Source organism: Brevundimonas sp. Root1279, from assembly GCF_001425945.1.
Taxonomy (GTDB): Bacteria; Pseudomonadota; Alphaproteobacteria; order Caulobacterales; family Caulobacteraceae; genus Brevundimonas.
Map to the genome: position 1 here is coordinate 203,182 of NZ_LMEB01000008.1, position 14,498 is coordinate 217,679.

The following is a 14,498-nucleotide window of genomic DNA, read 5'->3' on the forward strand; positions in this document are numbered from 1 at the left end:
GCCGCAATCACGATTTGCCGCCCCCTCTGGCGAAGCGGGGCCATAGGGCGCATCTTTCCAGGCGACAGGGCCTTGGAGGATACAAATGCGCAGACTCGCCTTTACCGCTCCCCTCGCCGTCGTGCTGGCCATGGCCGCCGCGCCCGCCTTCGCCGAACCGCAGAGCGTCAACGTCACACTCGGCCCCGAGGTCGAGGAGCAGATCGATGAACTGGGGGAACGCGAGGTGCGCGAGCAGGCCGACCGCCTCGCCGAGGTCGTCCGGCGCACGCTCGAGACCAAGGGCGCCCTCAGCGGCGCCCGCATCGATCTGGTCCTGACAGACCTCAAGCCGAACCGGCCGACCCGGCAGCAGATCGCCGACCAGCCCAATATCGACTGGTATCGCAGCATCTCGCTCGGCGGCGCGGCCATTGAAGGTCAGATCACCCAGGCCGACGGCCGGGTCGAACCCGTCCGGTTCGACTATTTCTCGAACGATCTCGTCGACGTCCGGGGCTTCAGCACCTGGCAGGACGCCGACCGCGCCTACGAACGGTTCGCCAACAACCTGGTCGGCGGGCGCTACGTCACCCGCTAGCCGCGGAGCTGCGCCGCCCGCGCCACGGCGGCCTTGACCGCGGCCTCGGCCGCGCGCTCGAGGTCGCCGCTCGCCGTCATGGCGTCCAGCCCTGCCCGCGTCGTCCCGCCCGGCGAGGCGATGCGGCCGATCAGGGCCTCGAGCCCCTCCCCCGTCTCCAGCCCCGCGCCCGCCGAACCCAGGGCGCCGCGCGCCAGCCGCTCAGCCGCTTCGGCCGGCAGTCCCTGAGCTTCCCCGGCGCGCGCCACCGCCTGGACGAAGGCGTAGATGAAGGCCGGGGCAGACCCGGCAGTCGCGGTCGCGGCGTCCAGTTGTTCTTCGGCGTCCAAGTCGACCACGTCGGCGATGGGAGCGAATAGACCCCGCGCCGTCTCGCGCGCGCCGGAGTCCGCGGCCCACAGCGCCGCCACGCCCCGGGCCTGAGCCACGCCAGTGGTCGGCATGACCCGGGCGACTGGGCTCTTCAGGACCGCGCCGATCGCCGCGGCCGGCGTTCCGGCCATCACCGACACGACCGCCTTCGGCCGGCCGATCGCCTCGGCCAGGGGCTCGACCGCCCCGCGCCACGCCGCCGGCTTCACCGCCAGGACGACGGCCGCCGGGTCGTGCAGCGCCTCGAGCGGCGGGTTGACCCGCGCTCCCCTCGCCCGCGCCGCCTCGGCGACCGGCTTCGGCGACGGCGTCAGAATGATCAGCTCGCGCGGATCGACCGCGCCCGTCGCCAGCCAGCCTTCGACGATCGCCGAGCCCAGGCGGCCGCAGCCCACCAGGACCACGGCGCCGGTCTTTGACGTGTCTGTCATGGCCTCAGGCCGTGCCGACGGTCTCGAACAGGCAGGCGTCGATCGCCTCCTGCGGCTTCTTCGATCCGCGGATCATGAAGTCGAACGCCGGGTAATAGCGGTCCGCCGCCTCGACGGCGGCGTCGATCATCGAGGCCGCCTGGCCCAGGGTCGGGCGCTCGCCCATGGGCAGGGCCAGGGAGTGGCGGAAGACGATCTCGCCGTCCTCGGCCCAGACCTCGAAATGGCCCATCCAGGTACGTTGGTTGATCAGGCCGACAAGCTCATACGCCGCCGCCCGCTTGGACTTCGAAGCCTGGAGGTCCAGGGCGCAGCACAGCTGCAGGCAGTCGCCTTCCGGTCGCCAGGCGAACCACAGCTCATAGTCCTTCCAGTCGCCGGCGAGGGCGAAGGCGAGATCGCCTTCGTCGGTGCGGTCGAACGGCAGGTTTTCGGCCGCCAAAACGTGCTCCACGACATCCAGCGGGTCGTAGGGAACGTCGACTTCTTCGGGCCGTGCAGCGTCCATTAAGGATTCTCCGGGCGCGACTCACGCCCTCTCAGGAAACGGTATGCGGGTTCGCAGATTCGGCTCAACCGGCTGCGTCCTGTGCGGGAGTTGCCGCTGTGGACGTTCCCTTTTGAGGCTTCTTCGCCGCCTTCAGGGTCGCGATCTCCGCCCGCAACGCCGCAATTTCCGCTTTCAGAACATCGAACTCGTCCCGGCGCACCAGGTCCATGTCCGCGACAAAGCGATCCGCCTGAGAACGGAAGGCCGTCTTGGCCTCCTCGCCCGCCGCCTGGGCCAGTCCCATGGCGCCCGTGGTCAGTTTCGCGAACTCGTCGAGGATGGGATTGCGTGTCTGCATCAAACGTCTCCGACTCGAACAAGCGAACTTCGTTAAGGATGGTTGCGGGATATGGTGAACGAAACCTTGCGGTATACTTCACTCATGGCCTGATTTGGTCGCCCTGTCGCCTGTCCGAAATTTCAGGGACGGCGGCGGCGACGCTTGCTAAACCTCGCCTCGAAGTCAGCCGTCAGGAGCGCCCGTGCCCTTCCCCGAGTTCGATCCGGTGCTGTTCAGCATCGGCCCCCTGGACATCCGCTGGTACGCCCTCGCCTATGTCGCCGGCATCGTCCTGGGCTGGTGGTACGCGAGCCGACTGGCCAAGAACATCGCCGTATGGGCGCCGGGGAAGCCGCCGGTCACCTCGCTCCAACTGGACGACCTGGTGCTGTGGATCACCCTCGGCATCATCGGCGGCGGCCGCCTCGGCTACGCCCTGTTCTACAAGCCGTCGCTGTACGCCCAGATCTTCACCGGACCCGAGATGGGGGACCGCCTGGCCCTGTTCCGCCTCTGGGACGGCGGCATGTCCTTCCACGGCGGCCTGATCGGCGTGACCCTGGCGATCGTCTGGTTCGCCTGGAAGCACAAGATCCGTCTGCTCAGCCTCGGCGATCTCGTCGCCCCCGTGGTGCCGATCGGCCTGTTCTTCGGCCGCATCGCCAACTTCATCAACGGCGAACTGTGGGGTCGCCCGACCGACGCCCCCTGGGGCATGGTCTTCTGCAACAGCCACATCGCCAAGCTGTACGGCGGCGGCTGCCCGCCCGAACTGCTGATCCCGCGCCACCCCAGCCAGCTGTATGAAGCCGCTCTCGAAGGCGCACTGCTGGCCGTCATCCTGTGGCTGGCCGTGTTCAAGGGCCGCCTGCTGGCCAAGCCCGGCTATGTTACCGGCATCTTCCTGCTCGGCTACGGCCTGGTGCGCGCCTCGCTTGAGAATGTGCGCCAGCCCGACGCCGGCAAGCTGTCCGAGCTGCCGTTCGGCCTGACCATGGGGATGATGCTGTCCGTGCCGATGATGATCATCGGGGCCTGGCTGATCTGGCGCGCCTGGAAGCGGCCTCCGGTCGAAGCGACGGCCTGATCCGATGGCCGCGCCCGCCCTCCCCCTCAAGGACAGACTGGCCCGGGAGATCGCCCTGACGGGCCCGATGTCGATCGCCGACTACGTCACCCGCTGCCTGCACGATCCCGAGGCCGGCTACTATTCGACCCGGCCCGCCATCGGCGCGACCGGCGACTTCATCACGGCCCCGATGGTCAGCCAGATGTTCGGCGAACTGATCGGCCTGTGGGCGATCGAGCTGTGGCATCGCCTTGGCGCGCCCGAGCGGGTTCGGCTGGTCGAGGTCGGCCCCGGCGACGGCACGCTGATGGCCGACGCCCTGCGCGCCGCCCGTCTGGCCCCGGACTTCCTCCAGTCCGTCGACCTGGTCCTTATCGAGCCCAGCCCGCCGCTGCGCGCCGCCCAGGCCCGCATGCTGGCCGACAGCGACGTCCATCCGCGCTGGGTCTCGTCGCTGGACCGCATCGAGACCGACGCCCCGGTGATCCTGGTCGCCAATGAGGTGCTGGATTGCCTGCCCGCGCGCCAGTTCGTTCGCACCGAGGACGGCTGGGCCGAGCGTCGTGTCGGCGTCGACGACGCCGGCGCATTGACCTTCGGACTGGTCCGCATCACTAGCGCCTTCAAGCGCCCGGCCTTCGACGTCGAGCCCGGCCAGACGGTCGAGATCTCCGACCAGCAGGCCGCCTTCGGGCGCGATCTGGCGACCCTGGTCAAGGCGGCCGGCGGCGCCGCCCTGCTCATCGACTACGGCCGCGCCCGGCCCGAAGCCGGCGACACCCTGCAGGCCCTGCGCCGCCACCAGAAGGTCGACCCCCTGGCCACGCCTGGAGAAGCCGACCTGACCCAGTGGGCCGACTTCCCGACCGTGCTGGAGGCCGCCGTCCACTCCGGAGCGGATGTCTCGGGCTGCCTCGGACAAGGGGATTTCCTCCGCCTCCTGGGGATCGAAGCGCGCGCCGACCGGTTGAAACAGGGACGGCCCGACGCTGCGGACGTCATCGACCGACAGCTCGACCGCCTGACCGGAGACGATCAGATGGGGACCCTGTTCAAGGCCTGCGCGATCTTCTCGCCCCGCTCCCTCGTGGTCCCGGGCTTCGAGGCCTGACCATGAGCCTGACCCCCATCACCCACGCCCTGCTGGAGGGCGCCGGCGTGCGCCACGGCTTCTTCACACGCCAGGGCGGCGTCTCGACCGGCCTCTACGACAGTCTCAACGTCGGCGTCGGGTCGAACGACGATCCGGCCGCCGTGGCCGAGAACCGCGCCCGCCTCGCCGGATGGTTCGGCGGGACCGCCGACGATCTGGCCAGTTGCTACCAGATCCACTCCGCCGTCGTCCGCGTCGCCGAGGCCGGCTGGAAGGGCGAACGACCCGAGGGCGACGCGACGGTCACCGCGGTCCCGGGCGTCATCTGCGGCGTCCTGACCGCCGACTGCGCCCCGATCCTGCTGGCCGACGCCGAGGCCGGCGTGGTCGGCGCGGCCCATGCGGGCTGGAAAGGCGCTTTGGGCGGCATCGTCCATTCCACGGTCGCCGCCATGGAGGCGCTGGGCGCCCGGCCCGACCGCATGGTCGCCGTCGTCGGCCCCTGCATAGGCCTGGAGAGCTACGAAGTCGGGGCCGACTTCCAGGAGCGGTTCGAACACCACGACGCCGGCAGCGCCCGCTTCTTCTCGCCCGGCGTCGCGCCGGACAAGCGGCTGTTCGACCTGCCCGCCTTCGTGCTGTGGAGACTGGAGCAGGCCGGAGTCGGCGACGCCGCCTGGACCGGCCACGACACCCGCATCGACGGGGCCCGCTTCTTCTCGAACCGCCGCGCCCACCTGGACGGAGAGGCCGACTTCGGCCGGATGATGAGCGCGATCAGCCTGGGCTGATCAGCCGGCCATCGCCATTTCAGGCACGCGCACCACCTCGCGCCAGGCCTGCGGATTGGCCAGCAGTTCGCGGACCAGCAGGTTGTTGATGGCGTGGCCCGCCTTGACGCCCTCGTAGCGGCCCAGCAGGGGGGCGCCGAGCACATACAGGTCGCCGATGGCGTCCAGCGCCTTGTGCTTCACGAACTCCCGCTCCATGCGCAGGCCGCCCGGATTCAGGATCTCGTCGCCGTCGATGACCACGGCGTTTTCCAGCGAACCGCCGCGGGCCAGGCCGGCGCGGCGCAGGGCCTCGACCTCATGGGCGAAGCCGAAGGTGCGGGCGGCCATGATCTCGTTGCGGAAGGTTTCCTCATCCACCACGAAGTCGACCACCTGGTTGCCGATCACCGGCGTGGCGAAGTCGATCTCGAAGCGCATCTCGTAGCGGTCGCACGGCAGCAGGACCGCGGACTTGTCGCCGTCCTGGACGCGAATCGGCTCGAGGATCTCGATGTAGCGGACCGGGGCCTCCTGGCGGCGGAAGCCGGCGCGGTCCAGCAACTGGACGAACGGCAGGGCCGAACCGTCGAGGATCGGCAGCTCCGGACCATCCACCTCGACCACGGCGTTCGACACGCCCAGGGCGGCGAAGGCGGCCATCAGGTGCTCGATCGTCGACAGGCGCACGCCGTCGGCGTTCTCGATCATGGTGTTCAAGCGAGCGTCGACCACGGCCTCGCCCGAGACCGGAATGCGGTTGTCACGGTCCTGGATGTCGGTGCGCACGAAGACGATTCCCGTGCCGGACGGAGCCGGGCGCACGGCCAGGCGCACGCGGTCGCCCGTGTGCACGCCCACGCCGGCGATAATAGCCGGCGCGACGGTCGTCTTCTGGTGATGGTCGGTACGGACCGTCAAAACTCAAACTCTCTGCTTCTGCGTCCCGCCTCTACGTGCGGAGTTCGCCCCAGGAACCGTCTACCGGTCCCCGCGCCACCCGAAAATGAAAGTCGGGTTTCGGATTGTTTCGCTCATGGTTACCGAACGCGAAACCGCCCCGGAGCGCGGGGCTCCGGGGCGGCGTCGACGGTGCGATCGTTTCTTAGTTGGCCAGGCGACGCAGGAAGGACGGGATCTCGAGATCGTCCTCGGCTTCCCCGAGCTCCGGCTCGGGGGCGGGCTGCGCCTGGCTGGTGGCCCGCATTTCAGTCTGCCGCGAACCGGCGGCGGGATAGGTCGGCTGCTGCTGGCGCTTGCGGCCGAACAGGCTCCAGCCCGACTTCCGGTGATCCCGGTCGTCGTGGTCGTCATAGGCCGGCTCTTCGCGCCGGCTCTCGACCGGCTCGGGGGCGCGCTCGGCGGCCGGACGCTCGTAGCGCTCGGCGTAGAGGTCGCCCTGGGCGGCCGGCGCCTGGGCGGCGGTGCGCGGCGAGGCTTCGTATTCCTCGACCCACGGATCGACGATCGGCTCAAGCTTCCGCTCTTCGGCGACGTGGATCACCGGCTCCGGGCGGGGCTCTACCCGCGCTTCAGCGCGGGCGGCCTGAAAGGTGGGGACGATCGGGGCCGGCTCGGGCGTGCGGGCGACCTCGGCGCGGACCGGCTCGCGGATCGGCTCGGGACGGATCGGATCGATGCGCGACGGGCTGTAGCTGGTCGGACGACGGGCGTCGAAGGTCGAGGACGCCGTGGCCGGCGGAGCCTTGATCGCCGACAGGTCTTCCATGCCCGTGGCCACGACCGAGACGCGGATCTTGCCGTCCAGGGCCGGGTCGAAGGCGGCGCCGAAGATGATGTTGGCGTCGGCGTCCACTTCGCCGGCGATGGCGTTGGCGGCCTCGTCGACTTCCAGCAGGGTCATGTCCATGCCGCCGGTGATGTTCACCAGCACGGCCTTGGCGCCCTTCAGCGAGGTCTCGTCCAGAAGCGGGTTGGCGATGGCGTTCTGGGCCGCCTGCAGGGCGCGGTCCTCGCCCGAAGCCTCGCCCGTGCCCATCATCGCCTTGCCCATTTCGGACATGACGGCGCGGACGTCGGCGAAATCGAGGTTGATCAGGCCCGGCAGGATCATCAGGTCGGTGATCGAACGGACGCCCGAGTGCAGCACCTGGTCGGCCATGCCGAAGGCGTCGGCGAAGGTCGTGCGCTCGTTGGCGACGCGGAACAGGTTCTGGTTCGGAATGACGATCAGGGTGTCGACGTAGCGCTGCAGCTCGGCGATGCCCGCATCGGCCAGGCGCATTCGGTGACGGCCTTCGAAGGTGAAGGGCTTGGTGACGACGCCGACGGTCAGGATGCCGCGGTCACGGGCGCATTTGGCGATGACGGGGGCCGCGCCGGTGCCGGTGCCGCCGCCCATGCCGGCGGTGATGAACACCATGTGGGCGCCGTCGAGGTGCCCGTAGATTTCGTCGGCCGATTCCTCGGCGGCGTTCATGCCGACCTCGGGGTGGGCGCCCGCGCCCAGGCCCTGGGTGATGGTCTCGCCCAGCTGGACGCGTCGGTCGGTCTTGGCGAACGACAGATGTTGCGCGTCGGTGTTGGCGACGACGAACTCGACGCCCTCCAGACCCGCATCGATCATGTTGTTGACGGCGTTGCCGCCGGCTCCCCCGACGCCGAAGACGACGATCCGGGGCTTCAGTTCCGTGTTTTGCGGACGCACCAGCGAGAGAGACATTTTCTTATCCGACCTTATCCGACCCTGCCCTTGACGCCACCGATGCGAAATCCCCGCCGATTCGCATTGGTTATGAGCGCGTTAAGGAAGCACCTCATCTGCTTAAGAGAGTGTTACCGGATAGGCTGAGTCGGGCCGGGGGCCACGGAAATCATTAACCTTCACTGCAGTTTTCCACCGCGACCACGAAAAAGGGCGGCTCTTGCGAGCCGCCCTTATCCGTTCTGGAGATAACTCCAGGCAGTAACGCCAGGCTTAGAAGTTCACGCCCAGGCGCAGCGACAGACGACGACCGCGCATGTCGTAGCCGTTCAGCGCGGCGTTGCCGGTGCGGAACAGGCCGACGCCCGCCGCCGGAGGCGCTTCGTCCCACAGGTTCTGGACACCGAGCGAGGCGCTCCAACGGTCGTTCCGGTAACGGATCGAGGCCGAGTGCGTCGCGTAGAACGGCGTTTCGAAGTTGTAGAGCACGCAGGCGTTGTTCGGCAGGGTGCAGTTCGTGTTGGTGATGCCGTTCACGACGTCCGCGTACTTCGAGTTGTACAGGATCTCCGAACCGCCCTGCTCCTCGATGTCGTCGCCACGGCCGATCATGTCGATGCCGTAGAAGTACGAGAAATCGCCGCGGGTCAGGGTGACGTAGAGGTTACCCGCGTAGGCCGGACCACCGAAGTTGAAGGTGTCGCCGAGGAACGAGTCGGTGTCGCTCACGACGGTTTCGGTGTCTTCCAGCTTGAAGTTGTGAGCGGTTTCGATCGTCAGACGACCGAAGGAGTACTCTTCCGACCAGCGAACTTGCAGGTCGACGCCGCGGTTGGTCTGCTCGGCGACGTTCGTATAGGCGTTGTCGACGGTGGCCAGCTTGCCGATCGCAGCCGGGTCACCGGTGCGAACGCGGGTGAAGAGGCTGCAGAAGTCGGTCTGGCCGCGGTAGCAGCGGGTGATGATCTCGTTCGCGCCCAGCTGGCTGACCGCGTCGTTGATCTCGAACTCGTAGTAGTCGACCGCAACGCTGATCGGCATGTCCTGCGGGGTGATCACGAAGCCGACGGTCCAGCTGTTGGCCGTTTCGGCGTCCAGCAGGTCACGTCCGCCGACCGACGACACGGCGACGCTGGAGCCGCCGAGGGTGGTCGACGCGCCGTCCGCGATACAACCGGCGAGAACGGCCGGCTCGATGCTGTCGTTGTTCGTGTAGTCGTAGCAGGGGTCGATCGTCTGACCGCTGTAGCCGACCTGGGCGCCGAGGAACTGTTCGTACAGCGCCGGGGCGCGGAACGAGGTGCCGTAGCTGGTGCGAGCGCGGACTTCCGGCGTGAAGGCCCAGTTCAGGCCCGCCTTGTAGGTCGAGCTTTCACCGTACGAGTCGTAGTCCGAGAAGCGGCCCGAGACGTTCAGGTTCACCTGGTGAGCCATCGGGAGATCGGCCAGCAGCGGCAGGTCGAGTTCGCCGAAGACTTCCTTGATGGTGTCCGAACCGGCGGTGCGGCCGGCCGTGGTGTAGAGCGCCGTGTTGCGGGCGATCGCCTGCGGGCCAGGCGTGTCGTCGAGCTCTTCACGACGGATCTGAGCACCGAAGGCGGCGCCGACGTCGCCGGCCGGGAGGGTGAACAGCGAGTTGGTGCTGACCACGCCCTCGAGGTAGGCGTGCTCATAGGTGGTGGTCGCGTTCTCGGTGAAGAACAGGAAGTTGCGCTCGGCCTCGGTGTAGTTGCCGCGCCCAATGCGCTCGCTGGTCCACGGGATGCCGCCCGGCAGGTCCGCGCAGTTGAAGTTCGAGACGTTGCCGCCCACCGGGTTCTGCTCGCAGGCCACGTTCGGGCTGTTTAGGGCCAGGAAGCGGTCCAGGTAGATGCGCGGGCCGTTGTTGTAGTTGGCGTCCGACAGCGAGTACTGGCCGTAGATGTCCCAGTCCCAGTCACCCACGGTGCCGCGCAGGCCGACCACGCCGCGGTAGTAGTCGATTTCCTGGAACGAGCTGGACTCGTACACGCCGACGGTCTGGACCGGTTGACCGAACGGGTTGTTCGGGTTCGAGGCCGGCAGGTTGTTCGGGGCGCCGTTGACGATGTTCCGTTGAGCGAAGCTCTGGAACACCTGGGCCGAACCGACCTGGCTCGACTCACGGTGGCTGTACAGGAACTCACCGTACAGCTCGACATTGTCGCTCAGCTCGTAGGCTGCGTTCAGGTTCACCGAGTAACGCTCGGCCGGGCTGATCACCGAAGCGTTCTGCCAGTACTCGTTGTCGCTCGGGGTGTAGAGGTAGGTGCCCGGGTAGCCGGCGCGGTTGAAGCGCGCCCACTCGCCAGCGAACGCGGCCGGGACGTTGTTGCCCTGAGCGGCGGTCGGGTAGGTGTAGCCCGGAATACGGCGGACGATGTTCTGGCCCGAAGTCAGCAGCGAGACGTAGTTCGTGTTCTGGTTATAGCACTTGAACTCGCCGGTGAACGGATCGATGTAATCGACGCGGTCGCCGGTCGTCGGGTTGAACAGGTAGTCCGAGGTACAGCTGGTGTAGTCGCGGTCACGGCGACGCAGGATGCTGGTTTCCGAGTACTCGGCCGCGATGTTGACGTAGCCACGGTCGAACGTCTTGCCGAACGTGCCGTCCAGGCGCAGCTGCTCGCCGCCCTCTTCGAAGGGCTGGCTGTAGAAGACGTTCATCGAGCCGCCGTCGAGGTCGCGCTTGGTGATGATGTTCACCACGCCGGCGACCGCGTCCGAACCGTAGATCGACGAAGCGCCGTCCTTCAGGATTTCGGTGCGCTCAACTTGCGAGCCCGGGATAACGCCAAGGTCGAAGGCCTGAACCTGGCCGCGCGTACCGGCCGGACCGGCGCGACGGCCGTTCAGCAGGGTCAGGGTGCGCTGCGGGCCGGCGCCGCGCAGGGCGACCGACTGGGTGCCGCCGCCGCCGGCGGTGACGAAGCCGGTCAGCTGGTCGTTCAGCTGGAAGCTGCTGACCGCGAGCGGCGAGTTGAGCAGGGCCTGGGCGACGTCCGGGATGCCGCGCAGATCGGTCTGTTCCGAGGTGATCACCGAGACCGGCGAAGCGGCGGTGTATTCCGGGTTGCGGATACGCGTACCCGTGACGACGACTTCCTCGACTTCGTCCTCAGCCGGCTGAGGAGCGGGCTGCTGGGCCTGCGGCCGCGGCTGCGCCGTCTGCGCGAAGGCCGGAGCCGTGACGGCCATGACGCCCGCGAGGATCGTCGTGCCAAAGAGGTACTTGCGCTTAGTCAGCATGTTTGGGTGCCCCAACCGATGTGAATCCATACAAACGCCCGCCTTGAGGCGGATCTGTTTCGGACGGGCACGCTAGGCGCCATTGCTTAGGCCGACAAGCTAATGTGGCCGATCCGCGACCATTCGAAGCCTGAGCTGTTACAATCTAGACACAGTTCAGCTACAGGGCCGCAAATGCCTCGAAAACCACGAGTCTTCGGCCTCTGAGCCGGGCCGCCCTAGAGGTTTTCGCGGAGCCAGCCGGCGGCTCGGGCCACAATTCCGCCGCGGTGGACACGCGGCGCGTCGGCTGCGGTGATCTGTCGCGACATCAGCTTTCGGGCCGAGACGGCCTCGCGCGGACCATAGGCGGCGCGGAGCAGGACGCCGGCGGCTGAACAGAAGGCCGGGCCGGACGCGGCGTCGGCCAGGTGCGGCGCCCGCTGCGGCTTGCCCAGACGCACGGGGCGGTCGAACACGCGCACGGCCAGTTCGCGCACGCCGTTCAGCTGGCTGGCGCCGCCGGTCAGGACCAGGCCCGCGCCTGGCTCCAGGCCGACGCCGGCGTGGCGCAGGCGGTCGCGCAGCAGCTCCAGCGTCTCCTCGACGCGCGGGGCGATGACGGTCTTCAGCATCGCGCGCGGCACCACGACGGGGCCGGCCGAGGTGTCCTCGCCGCGCGGCGGGGCCTCGAGCATCTCGCGGTCTTCGTTGGCGCTGGCCATGGCCGAGCCGTGCAGGGTCTTGAGTCGCTCGGCGCCGGCGCGCGAGGTCGACAGGCCGCGGGCGATGTCGGCGGTGACGTGGTCCCCGCCCACATTGAGGCTCTCGATATGCAACAGCGAACGGCCGCCCCAGACGGCCGCCGAGGTCGCGCCGCCGCCCATGTCGATGCAGACGCAGCCGAGATCCATCTCGTCGTCTTCCAGCGCGGCGAGCGACGAGGCCACGGGCGCGGCGACGACGCCCTGCAGGTCCAGGTGCGCCAGCTCGAGGCAGTGGCTCAGGGCGGTGAAGGCGCTCTCGGCCATGGACACCACCAGCAGGTCCAGGCCCAGCGAGTGGCCGCGCATCGCGCGCGGGTCGTGCACGCCGCGCGCGCCGTCGACCGACCAGGCGATCGGCAGGACGTGGATCGGACGGCGGTTGGGCAGGCGGATCTGGGCCAGGGCCATGGCGATGGCGCGGGCCAGGTCGGCGTCGCCGATCGGGTTCTGGCCCAGCGAGACGCGGGCCTGCACGCGGTGGCTGGCCATCTGGCCGATGGCCGTGGTCACGACCACGCCCGAAACCGGCGAGCCGGCGGCGCGCTCGGCGCGCTCCACCGCGTGACCGATGGCCTGAGCCGCTTCGTCCATGTTGACGATGCCGCCGCCGCGCACGCCGCGCGACTGCACATGCCCGGCGCCGGCGACGCGGATGGTGCGATCGGCGTGGCGCACGCCGTCCGGCTTCATGATGAAGCAGCCGACCTTCGACTGGCCGAGGTCCAGCGCCGCCACGACGGGCGCGCGGCTCGCGGCGTTCCGGCCGCCATCCACAGTTTTGTCCACAGACCGTCCGGCCATTCTACACCCCAGCCTGTACGTCGCCGGCGGAGGGCCGGACGGCGACCTCCTCGGGCGTTCTCAAATCGATGCGGGCGAACCCGAGCTCCAGCAGCCGCTCGCGCTGGTCCAGCGCGTCCAGCTGGATCAGGGCCGCGTCCTGGTCCGTGGCGGGCAGTTGGATCAGGCTGCCGTCCTTGAGGCGCAGATCCCAGCGGCGCTCGTCGACACGCACCAAGGCCTCGACCCGCGACGCCAGCCGCGGGCGCTGCGCGATCAGCGGCAGCACGTCGGCGGCGGCCTGCTCGGCCCCCTTCCCCACCACCAGCGGCAGGTTGGGATAACGGCCGGCGTCCGCCCCGCGGATCACCTGACCCTGACGGTCGATGACCAGGTTGCGGCCGCCCGCCTGCCAAATGGCCATCCGGTCGTGTTCGATGACATGGACGATCAGGGTGTTGGGCAGCAGGCGCACCACCTTGGCCGACTTGACCCAGCCGACCGCCTCGACCCGCTCGCGCACCGCGCCGAGGTCGATCGAGGTCATGGCCTGGCCCGACTGCAGCTGCACGGCGCGCTGGATGGCGGCCGAGGCCTCGGCGGACTCGCCTTCGATGAACACCTTGTCGAGCTTCAGCCCCATGCCGACCGCCGCGCCGTCCAGGCCCTGGCTGATCGACTGGCCGATCCGTTCGGCGCGCGCGCCCGTGGCCAGGACGCCGCCGAGCACGACGACGCCGGCGGCGATGCAGATCATCACTGCGCGCGGGGACAGGTCGAGCCTGCCAATCGCCGCCACCTTGCCCGGCGAGGCCGGGGCGTTACGCGACGAGCGGCCGCGCCCCCCATTCTTGGAAGCCGCAGGCCGCTTGGCTGGCTGGTTCGAACTCTGTCGCCGACCGCCGCGAACTACCGCGGGCATGAGGCGTCCTCCACCATCCACCGGACCAGGTCTTTGTAATCCATCCCGACGAACGCAGCCTGCTCCGGCGAGAGCGAGGTCGGCGTCATGCCGGGCTGGGTGTTGACCTCCAGAAGAACGAGAACGTCCTTAACATCGTCATAACGAAAATCGGATCGCGAGACTCCGCGGCAACCCATGGCTGCGTGCGCCAGCTCCGATTCCCGAAGCGCCGCCTCGAACACGTGGGGCGGCAGAACCGCCGGCAGCACGTGGCTGGAGCCGCCCGGGGCGTATTTCGCTTCGTAGTCGTAGAAGCCCTTGTGCGGGGTGATGTCGGTCACGGTCAGGGCGCGCGGCCCGGCCTTTTCCCCAAGCACCGTCACCGCCAGCTCCTTGCCGGCGATGAAGGGCTCGACCATCACCTGCTCGCCGTAGGTCCAGCTGTCCTCGCCAGCGGCCGCGCAGGGCGGATCGCCCGGCATGACCACATAGACCCCGACCGAGGAGCCCTCGGCGTTCGGCTTGACCACATACGGCGGCTCGATCGGATGGGCCGCCGCCACCGCCTTGCGGTCGAACAGACCGCCGCCCGGGACGACCACGCCGGCGGCGCGCAGCACAGCCTTCGACTTGTCCTTGTCCATGGCCAGGGCCGAGGCCAACACGCCGGAGTGGGTGTACGGAATTCCCAGGGTCTCGAGCACGCCCTGGACGCAGCCGTCCTCGCCCCATTCGCCGTGCAGGGCGTTGAAGACGACGTCGGGCTTCAGCGCGGCCAGCACCTGGGCCAGGTCGCGCCCGGCGTCGACCCGGCTGACCTTGGCCACCTGCCCCTCCAGGGCATCGGCGCAGCCCTTGCCCGACGACAGCGACACCTCGCGCTCCGACGACAGCCCGCCCATCAGGACGGCGACGTGCAGGTCGGAAAACGGGCGGGTCATGACAAGCTCCACGGACAGTCACCGCAATGCGACGAACGTCCTTAACAGGC

At 68.8% G+C, this 14,498-nt stretch carries 13 protein-coding genes; 4 read left to right on the plus strand and 9 right to left on the minus strand.

Annotated features, from left to right (window positions below):
- Positions 1-85 precede the first annotated feature (85 nt).
- Positions 86-580 (plus strand): hypothetical protein, encoded by a 495-nt coding sequence (locus ASC65_RS12935; protein WP_056453996.1) that lies wholly within the window; start codon positions 86-88, stop codon positions 578-580.
- Here the strand turns inward: ASC65_RS12935 and ASC65_RS12940 are convergent.
- The 3 genes from ASC65_RS12940 to ASC65_RS12950 all read right to left on the minus strand — a co-directional run bounded on the left by ASC65_RS12940 (position 577) and on the right by ASC65_RS12950 (position 2,231).
- Entirely contained in the window at positions 577-1,383 is an 807-nt protein-coding gene (locus ASC65_RS12940) for a pyrroline-5-carboxylate reductase family protein (protein WP_056453998.1), read from the minus strand. The genes ASC65_RS12935 and ASC65_RS12940 overlap by 4 nt on opposite strands.
- 4 nt (positions 1,384-1,387) lie before the next feature.
- Positions 1,388-1,891 (minus strand): YbjN domain-containing protein, encoded by a 504-nt coding sequence (locus tag ASC65_RS12945; protein WP_056454000.1) that lies wholly within the window; start codon positions 1,889-1,891, stop codon positions 1,388-1,390.
- A gap of 64 nt (positions 1,892-1,955) precedes the next feature.
- Positions 1,956-2,231, minus strand: coding sequence for an accessory factor UbiK family protein (locus ASC65_RS12950; RefSeq protein WP_056454005.1), 276 nt, complete (start codon positions 2,229-2,231; stop codon positions 1,956-1,958).
- Between the two features lie 184 nt (positions 2,232-2,415).
- On the opposite strand from ASC65_RS12950, the gene lgt reads away from it, so the two are divergent.
- From lgt to pgeF, 3 genes are read left to right on the plus strand one after another with little or no spacing between them, the layout of a single operon-like run.
- Positions 2,416-3,300: a prolipoprotein diacylglyceryl transferase gene (lgt, locus tag ASC65_RS12955; protein WP_056454008.1), complete on the plus strand. Its 885-nt coding sequence runs from the start codon at positions 2,416-2,418 to the stop codon at positions 3,298-3,300.
- A 4-nt stretch (positions 3,301-3,304) separates the two neighbouring features.
- The gene (locus tag ASC65_RS12960) at positions 3,305-4,393 is read left to right on the plus strand and encodes a class I SAM-dependent methyltransferase (protein ID WP_056454009.1); all 1,089 of its coding nucleotides are present in this window, start codon (positions 3,305-3,307) and stop codon (positions 4,391-4,393) included.
- Positions 4,394-4,395: 2 nt separating this feature from the next.
- A complete protein-coding gene (gene pgeF, locus ASC65_RS12965; RefSeq protein ID WP_056454010.1) occupies positions 4,396-5,166 on the plus strand; it encodes a peptidoglycan editing factor PgeF in 771 nt (256 codons plus the stop codon).
- On the opposite strand, the gene lpxC is transcribed toward pgeF, so the two are convergent.
- The 6 genes from lpxC to ASC65_RS12995 all read right to left on the minus strand — a co-directional run bounded on the left by lpxC (position 5,167) and on the right by ASC65_RS12995 (position 14,448).
- Positions 5,167-6,066, minus strand: a complete 900-nt coding sequence (gene lpxC, locus ASC65_RS12970; protein ID WP_056454011.1) for a UDP-3-O-acyl-N-acetylglucosamine deacetylase — start codon at positions 6,064-6,066, stop codon at positions 5,167-5,169.
- A gap of 184 nt (positions 6,067-6,250) precedes the next feature.
- On the minus strand, positions 6,251-7,828 hold the full coding sequence (gene ftsZ, locus ASC65_RS12975) for a cell division protein FtsZ (protein WP_056454012.1): 1,578 nt from the start codon (positions 7,826-7,828) through the stop codon (positions 6,251-6,253).
- 255 nt (positions 7,829-8,083) lie between these two features.
- Positions 8,084-11,077 (minus strand): TonB-dependent receptor domain-containing protein, encoded by a 2,994-nt coding sequence (locus ASC65_RS12980; protein WP_056454013.1) that lies wholly within the window; start codon positions 11,075-11,077, stop codon positions 8,084-8,086.
- Positions 11,078-11,295: 218 nt separating this feature from the next.
- The gene (gene ftsA / locus ASC65_RS12985) at positions 11,296-12,624 is read right to left on the minus strand and encodes a cell division protein FtsA (protein ID WP_056454014.1); all 1,329 of its coding nucleotides are present in this window, start codon (positions 12,622-12,624) and stop codon (positions 11,296-11,298) included.
- A gap of 1 nt (position 12,625) precedes the next feature.
- Positions 12,626-13,525: a cell division protein FtsQ/DivIB gene (locus ASC65_RS12990; RefSeq protein WP_056454016.1), complete on the minus strand. Its 900-nt coding sequence runs from the start codon at positions 13,523-13,525 to the stop codon at positions 12,626-12,628.
- Positions 13,513-14,448 (minus strand): D-alanine--D-alanine ligase, encoded by a 936-nt coding sequence (locus ASC65_RS12995; protein ID WP_056454017.1) that lies wholly within the window; start codon positions 14,446-14,448, stop codon positions 13,513-13,515. Before ASC65_RS12995 ends, ASC65_RS12990 begins: the two co-directional genes overlap by 13 nt.
- Positions 14,449-14,498: the final 50 nt, after the last annotated feature.

What these genes read in the sequence shown, in the direction of transcription:
- ASC65_RS12935 (WP_056453996.1), top strand. Translation starts at nt 86, where the DNA reads ATGCGCAGACTCGCCTTTACCGCTCCCCTCGCCGTCGTGCTGGCCATG.
- ASC65_RS12940 (WP_056453998.1), bottom strand. Translation starts at nt 1,383, where the DNA reads ATGACAGACACGTCAAAGACCGGCGCCGTGGTCCTGGTGGGCTGCGGC.
- ASC65_RS12945 (WP_056454000.1), bottom strand. Translation starts at nt 1,891, where the DNA reads ATGGACGCTGCACGGCCCGAAGAAGTCGACGTTCCCTACGACCCGCTG.
- ASC65_RS12950 (WP_056454005.1), bottom strand. Translation starts at nt 2,231, where the DNA reads ATGCAGACACGCAATCCCATCCTCGACGAGTTCGCGAAACTGACCACG.
- ASC65_RS12960 (WP_056454009.1), top strand. Translation starts at nt 3,305, where the DNA reads ATGGCCGCGCCCGCCCTCCCCCTCAAGGACAGACTGGCCCGGGAGATC.
- pgeF (WP_056454010.1), top strand. Translation starts at nt 4,396, where the DNA reads ATGAGCCTGACCCCCATCACCCACGCCCTGCTGGAGGGCGCCGGCGTG.
- ftsZ (WP_056454012.1), bottom strand. Translation starts at nt 7,828, where the DNA reads ATGTCTCTCTCGCTGGTGCGTCCGCAAAACACGGAACTGAAGCCCCGG.
- ASC65_RS12980 (WP_056454013.1), bottom strand. Translation starts at nt 11,077, where the DNA reads ATGCTGACTAAGCGCAAGTACCTCTTTGGCACGACGATCCTCGCGGGC.
- ftsA (WP_056454014.1), bottom strand. Translation starts at nt 12,624, where the DNA reads ATGGCCGGACGGTCTGTGGACAAAACTGTGGATGGCGGCCGGAACGCC.
- ASC65_RS12990 (WP_056454016.1), bottom strand. Translation starts at nt 13,525, where the DNA reads ATGCCCGCGGTAGTTCGCGGCGGTCGGCGACAGAGTTCGAACCAGCCA.
- ASC65_RS12995 (WP_056454017.1), bottom strand. Translation starts at nt 14,448, where the DNA reads ATGACCCGCCCGTTTTCCGACCTGCACGTCGCCGTCCTGATGGGCGGG.